A 13,200-nucleotide genomic window follows, 5' to 3' on the forward strand; every position below is an offset into this window, starting at 1 on the left:
GGCTCAAACCTTGTTCCCGGGCGAATAGCCCCTGCGTAAAGAGAACCACACATCATGAATCAGCAAGCGGTCCGCCGCGCAGCCATTGCCACCTTTGCCGTGTTCGCCATCAACGGCTTCGTGTTTGCCAGTTGGGCTGCCAGGATCCCGGCCGTCACCCGCATCCTTGAGCTGACCGCCGGGGAAATGGGGCTGCTGCTGCTGACCATTGCAGCCGGCTCCGTAATTGCCCTGCCGCTGGCCGGAAGCGTGGTGGCGAAGATTGGCACGGCCAACACCATTCGTGTTGGTGGCTTCGCCGCGTCCTTTGGCGGCCTCATCATTGCCCTGGCTCTGTTCCAGCACAATGTGTCCCTCACCGCAACCGGGTTGTTCTTTTTTGGTGTTGGCATTGGGCTGTGGGACGTGGCCCAAAATATTGAGGGTGCCGATGTGGAGCGCCACCTGGGCCGCACCATTATGCCGCAATTTCATGCAGGGTTCAGTGGTGGGGCGCTGATTGGCGCCCTAGTGGGCGCGGGGCTCTCCGCCCTGGATGTGAGCATGTCCTTGCACCTGTTGGTGATTGTGGTGGGCGTATGCCTAGCCATGGTGCTGGTGCCGCGGATGTTCCTGCCCGAGACACCCACCAGCGGAAGCCGCGCGGATGCCGCGGTCAAGACCCATAAGGGCCGCAGCGCGTGGACGGAGAAGCGCACGCTCATGGTGGGGCTTGTGGTGCTCGGTGCGGCCTTGACGGAGGGAGCCGCCAATGACTGGATTGCCAAGGCCAGTGTTGACGGCTTCGGTTCCACGGAAGCCCAAGGCGCCATCATGTTCGCCGTCTTCGTTGCCTCCATGACGTTGTTCAGGTTCTTCGGCGGGCGCTTCATTGACCGCTTTGGCCGCGTTCCCGTGCTGTACGGCAGCCTAGGCTCGGCACTGGTGGGCCTTGTCATCTTTGTTCTTGCCCCGAACATGGTGCTGGCCGGCGTAGGTGCCGTACTGTGGGGCGCCGGTGCCGCCATGGGTTTCCCCATGGGCATGAGCGCCGCCGCGGACGATCCTGCCCGGGCCGCAGCCCGGGTATCAGTGGTTTCCACCATTGGCTATGTGGCCTTCCTGGCAGGCCCGCCACTGCTGGGATTCCTGGGCGATCACATCACGATCCGCTGGGCGCTACTGGCCATTGCCGTGGCCATCATTGCCTCACTGCTGACCGCACCGGCGGCCAAACCGCTGCCCGCATCAGAGTTTGAGTCAGTCAAGCACTAAGCTGGAGAAATATTCCGCGGGAGGTACTTATTGCTCATCGCTGCCCACAGCAATAAGGTGACACCAACACCTAGCATTGCCCCGGCCACGGTGTCTGATAGCCAGTGAACGACCAAATATGTGTGGCTGTACATCATGGCCAGGCTGAGAATGGCGCCTGCCGTGAACAGGGCCAGCCGCCAATGGCGCCGTAAAAGCACCATGAATAACGCGGCACTGTAAATAGCCATTCCCGCACTGCCCACAACATTCAGCACTACGTTCGCATCGGTGAGCCACTGTGAACGTGAGGACACCATGAGGTGGTACCAGCCGGCGTCGTACTATTGAAAAGGCGGGTTATTCCCCGTGGCCCACACCAGAACATCGCCGGTCACCAGCAGGATCAGGGCCGGTAGGCAGAGCTACAGCAACTGATTGCGTGGCCGATCCAGGGGGTGCAGGGCAGACGATGAAGGCATCTGGCCAGTCTAAGGGCGGGCGTGCACGGCAGGTCATCCGTTGGGATTACCCTGAGCAAACCCTGAATCATCCCTGAGATAGAAGAACATGGGGAAGGTGTTGCGTACGGTTGTAATAGATTCATACGCAACGCCGCACGCGTTGTGGGCTCAACACAAGGGGAACGCACCATGATTGAGGCAGTAAACCTAACCAAGCGCTACGGTGCCAAGACGGCGGTTGGTGGTGTCACGTTCACCGTCAAGCCCGGAATAGTGACCGGTTTCTTGGGCCCGAACGGTGCAGGCAAGTCAACCACCATGCGAATGATCGTGGGATTGGATAAGCCCACTGCCGGCACCGTCACCGTGAACGGGAAGCCTTACGTCAAACACCGCGATCCCTTGCATCAGGTGGGCGCCCTGCTGGACGCCAAGGCCGTGCACACCTCACGAAGCGCCTACAACCACCTGCTGGCTATGGCAGCTACACACAGTATCCCCACCAGCCGGGTCAACGAGGTCATCGATATGACAGGCCTGGCCGCGGTAGCCAAGAAAAAAGCCGGCGGATTCTCGCTTGGCATGGGCCAGCGGCTCGGTATTGCCTCGGCACTGCTGGGTGATCCCCAGACCTTGATCCTAGATGAGCCTGTCAACGGGCTGGACCCCGAAGGCGTGCTGTGGGTGCGAAATCTGGCGAAATACCTGGCCTCTGAAGGTAAAACAGTGTTTCTGTCCTCACATCTCATGAGTGAGATGGCGCAGACTGCAGACCACTTGATTGTGATTGGCCGCGGATTGATCATTGCTGATGCGCCGATCGCCGAGATTCTTGCTGGCGCTTCGCAAAGCAAGGTACGCGTGCGTACCTCAGAGGTCACCCGGCTGAGCCAGCTGCTAGCCAGCAACGGCGTCACAGTGGCATGCCACGAGAATGAAACCTTGGAGGTCACCGGGCTCGATGCCCGCCAGATCGCCGGTATTGCCCTGGCAAATCAGGTGCTCGTGTATGAGCTGACACCGCTGACGTCCTCCTTGGAGGAGGCCTACTTTGACCTGACAAAGGACTCGGTGGAATACCATTCCCAAGAACTTGACTCCAATGCTCCTGCTGCTGTGAAGGAACGCTAACCATGAGTACGATTTCGACTTCCGCGCCTAGGCACACAGGCGGCTCGGTGTCCTTTGGCGGTGTCCTGCGCAGCGAATGGATCAAGTTCCGGTCTCTGCGCTCCACACGGTTGCTGCTCGCTTTCGCTTTCCTGGCAGTGGTGGGTGTTGGCACCATGGCCGCCTGGCTGCGAGGAGTCATCATTGAAAACATCATGTCTTTTGGGTCGTCAGGTCGGGGATCCGGTGTTGATCCTAGTGCAAGCAAGATGACGCTGGACCAAGCCATAGAGCTGGCCAAGGGACAGGGGATTCTTCTTTATAACACTCCCATTGCGGGCCTGCAGCTGGGCATCCTGATTCTGGGTGCTTTATCCGTTTTGCTGATCTCCTCCGAGTTCGGTACCGGCATGATCCGCTCCACCATGACGGCCGTGCCCAAGCGTTTGCCGGCCTTCTTCGCCAAGGCGATTGTGCTGGTGGTGGTCTCCTACGTGCTGACCCTGGCGGCAGCGTTTGTCACGTTCCTGATCTCCGTCCCCATCATGGGGGCCTACGGCATTGAGCTGTCGCTGAGTATGGACGGGGTGCTGTACAGCATGCTCATGGCCGGTGTGTATGTTGCGGGTGTTTCACTGGCCGGCCTGTCCCTTGGTACGTTGCTTCGCAGCTCCGCTGGCGGCATTATTGTCCTTGTTGCGCTGTTCTTTCTGGTGCAAATCGCGGCACCGTTGCTTACCCTGGTTCCAGGTGATTTCTGGAAGTACGTGCCGCAGTACCTGCCCAGCGTGGCAGGTGGCCGGATGCTCGAAATTGGTGAGACGGCAGCCTACATCTCCCCATTGTCCGGTGGGCTGATCTTCCTCGCCTGGATCGCTGTGTTGATGATCCCGGCCATCATCTCCCTCAAGACTCGTGACGTCTAGGACCAGCTGGAGTCCGGCGCATCTGCCGGGAACTTAAGCTCATTCCCATGCGCACACAAGACCAGGCGGCGGAGGCGGAACGAACGGCCGCTTCCGCCGCCGAACTACCATCCTTTGAACGGCGGGCCGCAGAATTCTCGGACCGCCGTCGAGGCAGAATCCGCAACTACTTTTCCAACCACCCCCGCATCATGGATGTGGTGGTGGTTTTGGTGTATTTGTTGCTTGGCCTGGGCACCTTTGTGGACCTGCAACCTGACATGAACGTGAGCTCCCACGTGGTGATTGTGGCTGCCTCAGCCACTGTGCTCTTATTCCGCCGGGACAAGCCCTTGGCAGTCCTTGGCATTCTGACGATTTTTGAACTTCTCAATATTGCCCAGATGCCAAATACAAGCAATGTTGGCATCAGCATTTGGTTTGCCCTCTACTCCGTGGCGGTCACCTACCGCCCCTTGCTGAGCTTCTCAATGGCAGTGCTGGCGACGCTACCACTTGGCTTCTACACGCTCTTTTTTTTCCAGCTCCCGTCTGAATATTTAGTGGCGGACGGTCCCACTGCGGCCCAGACCAACATTATTTCCGCCATCATTATGCTGCTGGCCAATATTATTGCCGCAGGAATTGGGTCCTCTGTACGTAGCAACCGGCGCCATGAAGCCGAAATGCGTCAGTGGGCGGTGCGGAATGCGCAGCTGGCTTCCGTGGCCGAACGTAACCGGATTGCCCGAGAAATGCATGATGTGGTGGCCCACTCGCTGACCGTCATGGTGGCACTTGCCGATGGTGCCGCCGTGGTGGTTAAGCGTGATCCAGCCAAGGCTGGCGAAGTTCTGGGCCAGCTTTCACAAACCGGGCGTACCGCGCTTGCGGACATGCGCCGGGTACTGGGCGTGCTGCGTGCAGATGGTGGAGTGCAGCGCTCTCCGCAGCCGGTCCATACGGACATGGGCGCGCTGATTGAGGGGTTCCGGCAGGCCGGGCTGCCCATCACTGTTTCCAATTCGGGACCACCCACATCACCGGATCCCGCTTTGGCGTTGACGGTGTACCGGATTGTGCAGGAATCATTGACCAATGTGCTCCGCTATGGGGCGGCCGTTTCCCGGGTTCAGGTGAGCCTGCTCAACGATGTGGCCACAGGCGAGTTTAGGGTGCAGATCGCCGATGACGGCCGCGGCACGCTCAAGGGTTCCCTCGGGACGGGGCAGGGCATTGAAGGCATGCGGGAACGGGCACGAATATTTTCCGGCACGCTCGACGCCGGACCTGGTACTCAGGGTGGGTGGCGTGTACACGCTATCCTGTACCCTGCGGATGGACCGGAGTAAATAAAGGAATGTTATGAATGATGGCTTGATCACGGTTCTGCTGGTGGATGACCAGCCGCTGCTGCGGATGGGATTCCGGCTGATCCTGGAGGGCGAGGATGATCTGGTTGTTGTGGGTGAAGCCTCCGACGGGGTTCAAGCCCTGGCCGCTGTGGAGTCGCTGGATCCTGATGTTGTGCTGATGGATGTGCGGATGCCGCTGATGGATGGCATTGACGCGACAGCCAAGATCAGCGCTTCATCCTCTGGCGCACGGGTCATCATCTTGACCACTTTTGACCTGGATGAGTACGCGTTTGCCGGCCTGCAGGCCGGGGCTAGTGCATTCCTGCTCAAGGATGTTGCGCCCGCTGAGCTGATTCAAGCTGTGCGGCTGGTAGCAAGCGGCGATGCCGTGGTGGCGCCGCGGGTGACGCAACGACTCCTGGAGAACTTTGTCCGTAACAGCCCGCCACGGCCCGCACTGCAGCCGGACCCGCTGCTCGAAGAACTCACGCCACGGGAACTCGAGGTGGCCCAACACATTGCTCAAGGGCTCTCCAATGCGGAGATTGCCCATGCCCTGTTTCTCTCCGAGGCAACAGTCAAAACCCATGTGCGCCGGATCTTGACGAAGCTGCACGTGCGTGACCGTGTTCAAGTGGTGGTTTACGCCTACGAGACGGGCCTGGTCACTCCTAGCAACCCTGACTACTAGGCTGACGATTAGTAGTGGGTGGACGGCTGGCGGCAAGAGAGCGTGGCCCCGCCGTTTCCTCCCCTTCGTGGTTGAATCGAAGTATGACTTCTGTTGAGCACATTCTGGACCTACGCGACTTCATCGAAGCGGCGCCGTCGAGCTTTCATGCAGCGAGGGAGGCTGGGAAGCGTCTGGCCGGGGCAGGTTTCAGCCAACTGGCTGAAACTGATGCCTGGCCCGTGACCGGCAAGTTCTTCATGATCCGTGATGGTGCCATCATGGCGTGGATAGTGCCTGAGGGGGCAACTGCCACCACGCCATTCAACATTCTGGGCGCCCATACTGACTCACCCTCGTTCAAGCTCAAACCCAAGCCGACCATGAGCAGGTTTGGCTGGTTGCAGGCAGGCGTAGAGGTTTATGGTGGCCCGTTGCTCAACTCGTGGCTGGACCGGGAACTGCAATTTGCTGGCCGACTCGTGGACCTGGACGGCACCGAGACCCTAGTGGCCACCGGACCGTTGCTGCGCTTCCCGCAGTTGGCGATCCATCTTGACCGTGGCAGCAATGACGGGCTCAAGCTGGATAAACAGTTCCACATGAACCCGGTATGGGGCCAGAGTGAGGGAGTGGAAAGCGACCTTTTGGGACTGCTCGCGGACCGTGCCGGTGTGGACGGCGCAAGCATAGGTGGCTATGACATTGTTGTGGCAGATACCCAGCCCGGCCAGATCTTCGGTGCCAACAATGAATTCTTTGCGGCCGGGCGGATGGACAACCTGACCAGCGTGCATGCGGGACTTGTGGCGCTGATGGCTGCTGCAGCAGCACCCGCCGCCGGTGTGATTCCCGTCTTGGCCGCCTTTGATCATGAAGAAATTGGATCGGGTTCACGCTCCGGCGCCTGCGGGCCCATTCTAGAAGATGTCCTGACCCGTGTCTCTGACGGATTGGGTGCCAGCGAGAGCGAACGCCGCCGAGCCTTCGCCAGCTCGTTCTGTGTCTCTGCCGATGCCGGGCATGCTGTCCACCCCAACTATGGTGAGCGCCACGATCCCGTCAACCTGCCCGTGCTCAACGGCGGCCCGCTGCTGAAGATCAATGCGAATCAGCGCTATGCCACTGACGGTGTGGGGGCAGCGGTGTGGGCCCGATTGTGTGCGAAAGCCGGGGCCCCGTACCAGGAGTTTGTCTCCAATAACAATGTTCCCTGCGGCTCCACCATTGGGCCATTGACAGCCACCCGGCTCGGCATTAGGACCCTTGATGTGGGCACACCGCTGCTTTCCATGCACTCTGCGCGGGAACTGTGCGGCGTGGATGATCCGCACCATCTGGCGCAAATCACGCAGACGTTCTTCGCCGCGGCGGTTTAGCTCGCGGCTACCGTCATGGGAGCGCGCGGAGGTTACGCGGCGAGGCTAACCACTAGGTTGATGGTGGTGGCTAGAATGCCGGTGCCAAAGACAAAGGCCAGCAGAGAATGACGGAGCACTGCCCCGCGCATGGGGCGCGTTGTGATGTTGGTGTCCGAGACCTGGTAGGTCATGCCTACGCTGAACGCCATGTAGGCAATGTCGGTGTACTGCGGCGGTTCCTCTTGGTTGAAGCCAATGCCGCCGGGCTCCCCGCTGTAATAAATCTGGGCGTAGCGCAAGGTGAACAGCGTGTGCACCATGAGCCAGGACATGGCGGTTGCGCTCAGTGCCAGCAGTGCCAGCAGGAACCTTCCCGTGCCTTGAATGTCTTTGCTGCCCACCATGACCAGGACGACGGCGGCCAAGGAACCCAGCGCTGCCAACAGAATCAGCAGATCGGTGGTGCGCAGGCCAGGATCCTCCTCCTGCGCATGGGTTGCCGTTTTAGTCGCGTCCATGGGGGCTATGGTCAGCCAAACCGTGGCGTTGTAAATGAGAGTGGCCACGGCCCAGCCCACGGCTGGCGCGTAAATCCAGGCGCCGAGGACACCTGTCAGCGCTGTAGCCGCTATCCCGCACACCACCATGCCCAGAACACGGAGCTGCCGGTGCCGGGCGCGGGTTGACGTTACCTGGTTCATGCTGTGATCATGCCACGGCGGTGCCGTGGTTGCCTGCAATAGGGCCGCGTCCGGGGTTATCGCCGGCATGGCACAGCCCAATGAAGGCTCCCAATTCCGCCATGCCTTCGGGCCGGCTGGGCATGAAGTTGCTCAGTTCGGGGGAGCGAATAATAACGGCCCGCCACTGGCCGCGCGAAACAGCAACGTTGATGCGGTTGCGGTTCAGCAGGAACTCCATGCCACGCGGGGCGCCTGACGGGTCCGCGCAGGCCATGGTCACCAGCACCACAGGTGCTTCCTGGCCTTGAAACTTGTCCACCGTGCCCACCCTGACATCCTGCAGCCCAGCGTCATCGAGGGCGCCGCGCACCAGGTGGACGTGGGCGTTGTAGGCAGCCACCACGAGGATGTCGTCCTGTGCCAGCGGCCGGGGTGTCTGATCCTTGCCGGGTGTCCACATCAGGCCTAGGTGCTCCCTGGCCTGGTCCACGACCTCCGTGGCTTCCTCTGGTGATGACTGTTTGTTGTCCTTGCCGCTTGCAGGGTCCTGTCTGACGTAGATGGTTTCCACACCGGGATCCTTGCCCTCCAAGTGGCGCTGGGTGGCTGCCAGCGCAGATTTCAGCTTTCCTGAGTAGCTCAACCGGGACACCGCAGCACAAAGGTCCTGCTGCATGCGCCACGAATCGGCCAGGAAATAGCCCTTCTGCGCTGATAGGGTGGCTTCCCCGGCGGAGATCCAGCCCAGTGCTGATTCGTCCACAGGTGCTGGGTGTGAACCCTGCGTGACCTGTGGCAGTTGCTGCGGATCCCCGAGCAGCAGAAGCCGTTTTGCCGCACGGGATACGGCCAAGGTGTTGGCCAGTGAGTACTGCCCGGCCTCGTCAACCACGAGCAGGTCCAGCGAACCTGCGGGAACATTCGCCCCTGTCATGGTCCATGCAGTGCCGCCAATCAACGCGCCACCCTCGCTGTCCAACAGCTTGGTGAACTGCAAGTCGCTCGTGACTTTCCACGGCACCTCGTACGTGCCGTTGAGCTTCTTTCCCACGCGTTCCGGATCCACTTTTGCCTTCTCAATGGCTGCACGCAGCATGTTTTCCACCACGGCGTGCGACTGCCCCACCACGCCGATTTTCCAGCCTTGCTTCATGAGGTTGGCAATGACGTGCGAGCCCACATGAGTCTTGCCCGTGCCGGGCGGGCCCTGGACGGCCAGGTAGGAATCCTCCAGCCTCTCCACAGCAGCCGTGATGGCGGCAATGTAGTCGTGCTCCTGAACACTGTGCCCGTCCCCATGCATGACCGCGGACGGCAGCGCGCCGCCGTCTTTCAGCCTTGGTTTGAGCTTGCGCAGGATATCCAAACCGGGGTGGTTGGGCAGATGCGGCTGCTCACCCGGCTGGGGCACGGTGCTGCCCACGGTGGTGGCCAAATCCGCCAGTGCGGCCCGGATGCTGACGGTGGGGACAGGCTTGTTCGGGGCAAGTGCCATGGGTAGCTGGCCATAAGGCTGGACCTTAGTGGTGGACTTCTCCGCAACCAGCAGTGTGGTCAGCTCGGGTGTGGCCGGGTCCGAAACATCTTCCAGAACGGTGACATTGAATAGCCCTCCACGCGGGGCGGGCGCTTTGCCCGAGTCACTGGGCGTTTCCTCCATGCCTTCCGGCAGCGGGGCCTCGTGCATGCCAAACCAGGTTGTACCGGCACGGAAGTCTGAGCCTTCCGTGGCGATTCCGGTGATTCTTAGCGTGCGACCTTCTGTGCGGGCACGTGGCTTGTCGGCTGGCCTGGCCCAATCCGCCACGATCTCTGCCGTGTCAATGCGCAGCATGTTCCGCTCTTCGGTCCACGCGTTGGGACCCTTTTCCAGCCGGTCAAAGTGGCCCCACCAGAACTGCTTGTCCTCACGGCGGTGGTAGCTGGCTGCGGCGAACACCATGGCGACGGCGTTTTCATCCGCGCTGAGCTTATAGTCCTTCATGTCCTGCACGGCTTCGACGTAGGTGTGGAGCCGGAGTTCTTCCGGAGCAGGTTCGTAGCTGCTCTGCTGCTCCTCGGTGCCCGTGACTTTGAGCTTGCCGCTGCCTTCAGCCCACGAGCCCACTGTTGTGGCGGCGCTTATGTCAAAGAGCCAGTCACGCAAGCGCAGCGTGGAGACGCAGTCGTATCTGTTGTAGTCCGTGATGGAGGCCAAGGTTTCCGTAGCTTTGGCGGCCTCTTCAGCATCTCCACCCAGTCCTGCATCGCGCTGCCTGCAGTAGTTGGCGTACGCCACAACCGAGGCGCCGGCATCCTTTACCTCTCCTGAACGGACGTTGGAGCCCATGTAAAACGGTTCGAGCTTCTTAATTGAATACGACGATTCGGAGATCCGCACCGACTGGCGCACAGTGTCCAGCAGGTCCACGAGCAGGCCCGAACGCAGCCATTCGTCAATAATGTCCTCGCCCGTGCCATGCAGCACGGAAAGGTTGCGCAACGCCGACTTCTCATAGGGTGCGTAGTGGTACACATGCATCTCCGGCCATGTTTTTCGGCGCGCCTGGACATATTCCAAAAATGACATGAATGCCACCTTCTCCTGCTGGCGGGAATGCGCCCAAAAGGGCTTGAATATAAGGTCAGCATCGGTCACTGATGAGGCCGCAACGCCGGCGGGCACGGCTTCAATGGAGCCAAACAGGTACTCAATGCCCCACTTTTCGGTGGTGGGGTCCTGCCACAGCGGATCTCCCTCAAAGTCAAAGAAGATGTCGCCGTCGCTGGGTTTAGGCAGCTGGCTGACGCTGTCCAACACCTTGTAGCTGATCTGGTGTGCGTCAGCGCCCTTCCCAACCGTGGCTGAGCCCTTTACTTCTTCCAGGCCCAGCTGCATGCGTGCCTGGTCACGGAGCCGGACCAGCGGCCCGGCAACCCCGGCTTCCGGCAACGCCGCCAGATCCTGGATGGTGGCAATACCCTGCGCCATGAGTTTGCGGCGCTGGGAGCCTGTCATGCCGTTCACCAGCAGCAAGTCTTGATGCGCCGCGACCTGCTCGGCGCAGTAGTCGCAACGCCCGCAGTACTTGATGCCTTCCTGCATCCACGTCACAGGAAGCGGCTGTGTGCGGTGGGCAGCCGTGAGCGTCAGGAACCGCTCACGGTGCTCCCGGAACACCGGCAGCAAGTCTGCCATGGCGTGGTCGCTATGCTTTCGGTTGCCCAGCACCAGCGTGGTAGTGGGGCCCACGGGGATGCCATATTTTTCCAGTTGGTCTCCGTACGCTGCCAGCTGTAGCAGCGCACTGACCCGAGCATGCCTGGCTAGTTTGGTGTCGTGCACGGCGTACGAACCGTCCGGCTGACGCATCAGAAAATCGGCGAATCCCACAAACGAACCGTCAAAGAAGGTGGCCTGGAAAACGACGTCGGCACCGGTCCGCAACGCCTCCAACGTTTCCTCACGCTTGGCCTCGAGCCCGGTCCAGCTCAGCTCGCCGCGGTCGAGGGACTTCACACCTTTGCCTGCGGATGCATCCCATTCGCCAAATTCGGCCAAGTACTCCTGCAGGATCTTCTTTTCAAAGGCGTCACCAAGCTGTGCTGCGCGTTCGCGCATGTCATCCTTCGCGAACACGGCCTTGGCGGTACGGCCAATCTTCTCATCCAGAATCCGCAGCGTCCGGTACTGGCACTCACTGGCCGTCACCAGATCTGACGCCGAAAAGATCAGCTTCGTCTCGCCTTCGGGGGAGTCAAGCAAAAACATGGGAGTGCCTTCCTGCAGCGTCGAACCACACGGTTTCGATGCTTTGAATGTAGCAAGCGGCACCGACAATGTGGCCACCGCGCATCAAGAAGCAGACGAAAATGTCACAGGGGTAGGGCAAGATGGGAAATGTCAACAAACTTGGAGGACATCATGCCCGTGTTCCGTTATGAAACGCACCTTGCTCACCCGCGCGAGGAAGTATTCCGGTGGTTTACCCGGCCCGGCGCCTTGGTGAGGCTCACGCCGTCGTTCTTTGGCACAATTCTGGCCGAGCCCAGCGATGGCATTAATCCAGGCTCGACGGCGGCCATGGGCGTGGGTGCCCCCGGTGGGTTGGGTATGTGGCTGGGCTCAGCAGCGGGGACTGTGCGCGGCATGCTGCCCGCGCGGCTGGGGTGGGCGCGGCCGGAGCTCCGCTGGGATGCCCTGCACACCGAGCTGGTGCCGAACGAAAGCTTCACCGACGTCATGGCGAAGGGGCCGTTGGCATCGAGCTCGCACAAACACAGCTTTTTCGACGGCGAACCAGGCACCACCGTGATGCTCGACGAGATGCATTATGAACTGCCGTCGCCGGTTCGAGGCGCCTGGACACACCAGCGAATGGACGCGGAACTGGCGCGCATGTTTGCGTTCCGGGAGAGGCAGCTGCGCGGGGATCTCGCATTTCATGCGGCACATTCAGCGGCTGGAGCCGATGACGGTGAGCCGCTGGTGATTGCGGTGAGCGGGGCGTCGGGCCTAGTTGGGCGTGCGCTCTGCGCCCTTTTGGGAGGTGGTGGGCATACGGTACTTAAACTAGTCCGCCGTGCGCCACGAAGCAGCGACGAGATTTACTGGAACCCTGAGGCCGGGCACCTCGATACGGCCGGTCTGGCCCGGGCCACTGTGGTGATCCATCTTGCAGGGCACCCGATCGGTGGGAGGTTCACGGAAAGCAACAAGGAAGCGATTTTGCAAAGCCGGGTCCTTGGCACCGGTTTGCTGGCTAAATCCTTGGCCACTCTGGCAGCCGACGGCGTCCGGCGCACCTTGGTGTCCGGTTCTGCGGTGGGGTACTACGGAGCGGATCCGAAGAGTGCGGCAGGGATGAGCAGCCCACCGCCGTTGGTGGAATCGGATCCAAACGGGACCGATTTTCTTGCCAGTGTTTGCCGAAGGTGGGAGGCCGAGTGCGCGCCTGCGGCTGATGCAGGTGTGCGGGTGGTCAATGTTCGCACGGGCATTGTGCTCTCAGCAGGTGGCGGGGTCTTGCAGCGGTTACTGCCGTTGTATTTGGCTGGAGTAGGTGGCCCGCTCGGGAGCAAACAGTGGCAAAGCTGGGTAGGTATTGATGACATTGCGGGAATTTTTGCCCACGCAGCCCTGTCCCAGGACGTCAGCGGTCCGGTGAATGGTGTTGCCCCGCACCCGGTGCAGGCCGCCGAATTCGCGCGCATTCTGGGCAAAGTCTTGCACCGGCCCGCTGTTGTCAAGGTCCCTGCTCTGGGCCCACAGCTCTTGTTGGGAAAGCAGGGTGCAGCGGAACTGGCCATGGCAAACCAGCGGGTTTCGGCTCACAGGATCCAAGATTCGGGGTACGAGTTCCGTCATGGCGATCTAGATTCGGCGCTGCGGCATATCCTGGGTGCGCCACCGCGCTAAGCCAAGAGGCTTGCCTAC

Annotated in this window: 10 protein-coding genes; 7 read left to right on the plus strand and 3 right to left on the minus strand. The window is 60.9% G+C overall.

Features of this window, described 5'->3' with window-relative positions; translation table 11 throughout:
• The first annotated feature begins 54 nt into the window (after positions 1-54).
• Complete coding sequence (locus CVS29_RS07560; RefSeq protein ID WP_110105733.1) at positions 55-1,254, plus strand: MFS transporter; 1,200 nt, start codon at positions 55-57, stop codon at positions 1,252-1,254.
• Here CVS29_RS07560 and CVS29_RS07565 read toward each other — a convergent pair.
• Positions 1,251-1,553 carry a phosphatase PAP2 family protein gene (locus CVS29_RS07565; RefSeq protein ID WP_110105734.1) on the minus strand — a complete coding sequence of 101 codons (303 nt, stop codon included), beginning with the start codon at positions 1,551-1,553 and terminating at the stop codon, positions 1,251-1,253. The two genes, CVS29_RS07560 and CVS29_RS07565, sit on opposite strands and share 4 nt — an antisense overlap.
• Before the next feature lie 333 nt (positions 1,554-1,886).
• Here CVS29_RS07565 and CVS29_RS07570 point away from each other — a divergent pair, with 333 nt between their 5' ends.
• The 5 genes from CVS29_RS07570 (at position 1,887) to CVS29_RS07590 (ending at position 7,119) form a co-directional block, all read left to right on the plus strand.
• Positions 1,887-2,828 carry an ABC transporter ATP-binding protein gene (locus tag CVS29_RS07570; RefSeq protein ID WP_110105735.1) on the plus strand — a complete coding sequence of 314 codons (942 nt, stop codon included), beginning with the start codon at positions 1,887-1,889 and terminating at the stop codon, positions 2,826-2,828.
• Between the two features lie 2 nt (positions 2,829-2,830).
• Positions 2,831-3,733, plus strand: coding sequence for an ABC transporter permease (locus tag CVS29_RS07575; RefSeq protein ID WP_110105736.1), 903 nt, complete (start codon positions 2,831-2,833; stop codon positions 3,731-3,733).
• Between the two features lie 47 nt (positions 3,734-3,780).
• Positions 3,781-5,064: a sensor histidine kinase gene (locus CVS29_RS07580; RefSeq protein WP_245932111.1), complete on the plus strand. Its 1,284-nt coding sequence runs from the start codon at positions 3,781-3,783 to the stop codon at positions 5,062-5,064.
• A gap of 13 nt (positions 5,065-5,077) precedes the next feature.
• Positions 5,078-5,761 (plus strand): response regulator, encoded by a 684-nt coding sequence (locus tag CVS29_RS07585; protein ID WP_110105737.1) that lies wholly within the window; start codon positions 5,078-5,080, stop codon positions 5,759-5,761.
• Between the two features lie 83 nt (positions 5,762-5,844).
• Entirely contained in the window at positions 5,845-7,119 is a 1,275-nt protein-coding gene (locus tag CVS29_RS07590; protein WP_110105738.1) for a M18 family aminopeptidase, read from the plus strand.
• A gap of 32 nt (positions 7,120-7,151) precedes the next feature.
• On the opposite strand, the gene CVS29_RS07595 is transcribed toward CVS29_RS07590, so the two are convergent.
• Together CVS29_RS07595 and CVS29_RS07600 are read right to left on the minus strand one after the other, a co-directional pair.
• Complete coding sequence (locus CVS29_RS07595) at positions 7,152-7,802, minus strand: DUF1345 domain-containing protein (RefSeq protein ID WP_245932112.1); 651 nt, start codon at positions 7,800-7,802, stop codon at positions 7,152-7,154.
• 7 nt (positions 7,803-7,809) lie between these two features.
• A complete protein-coding gene (locus CVS29_RS07600) occupies positions 7,810-11,535 on the minus strand; it encodes a bifunctional RecB family nuclease/DEAD/DEAH box helicase (protein WP_110105739.1) in 3,726 nt (1,241 codons plus the stop codon).
• A gap of 129 nt (positions 11,536-11,664) precedes the next feature.
• Here CVS29_RS07600 and CVS29_RS07605 point away from each other — a divergent pair, with 129 nt between their 5' ends.
• The gene (locus tag CVS29_RS07605) at positions 11,665-13,182 is read left to right on the plus strand and encodes a TIGR01777 family oxidoreductase (protein WP_245932113.1); all 1,518 of its coding nucleotides are present in this window, start codon (positions 11,665-11,667) and stop codon (positions 13,180-13,182) included.
• Positions 13,183-13,200 lie beyond the last annotated feature (18 nt).

The sequence above is a fragment of the Arthrobacter psychrochitiniphilus genome (assembly GCF_003185915.1).
Classification (GTDB): Bacteria; Actinomycetota; Actinomycetes; order Actinomycetales; family Micrococcaceae; genus Specibacter; species Specibacter psychrochitiniphilus.

Bases quoted from the DNA above. Each gene is read 5' to 3' on its own strand.
- CVS29_RS07560 (WP_110105733.1), top strand. From the start codon at position 55: ATGAATCAGCAAGCGGTCCGCCGCGCAGCCATTGCCACCTTTGCCGTG.
- CVS29_RS07565 (WP_110105734.1), bottom strand. From the start codon at position 1,553: ATGGTGTCCTCACGTTCACAGTGGCTCACCGATGCGAACGTAGTGCTG.
- CVS29_RS07570 (WP_110105735.1), top strand. From the start codon at position 1,887: ATGATTGAGGCAGTAAACCTAACCAAGCGCTACGGTGCCAAGACGGCG.
- CVS29_RS07575 (WP_110105736.1), top strand. From the start codon at position 2,831: ATGAGTACGATTTCGACTTCCGCGCCTAGGCACACAGGCGGCTCGGTG.
- CVS29_RS07580 (WP_245932111.1), top strand. From the start codon at position 3,781: ATGCGCACACAAGACCAGGCGGCGGAGGCGGAACGAACGGCCGCTTCC.
- CVS29_RS07585 (WP_110105737.1), top strand. From the start codon at position 5,078: ATGAATGATGGCTTGATCACGGTTCTGCTGGTGGATGACCAGCCGCTG.
- CVS29_RS07590 (WP_110105738.1), top strand. From the start codon at position 5,845: ATGACTTCTGTTGAGCACATTCTGGACCTACGCGACTTCATCGAAGCG.
- CVS29_RS07595 (WP_245932112.1), bottom strand. From the start codon at position 7,802: ATGAACCAGGTAACGTCAACCCGCGCCCGGCACCGGCAGCTCCGTGTT.
- CVS29_RS07600 (WP_110105739.1), bottom strand. From the start codon at position 11,535: ATGTTTTTGCTTGACTCCCCCGAAGGCGAGACGAAGCTGATCTTTTCG.
- CVS29_RS07605 (WP_245932113.1), top strand. From the start codon at position 11,665: ATGTCAACAAACTTGGAGGACATCATGCCCGTGTTCCGTTATGAAACG.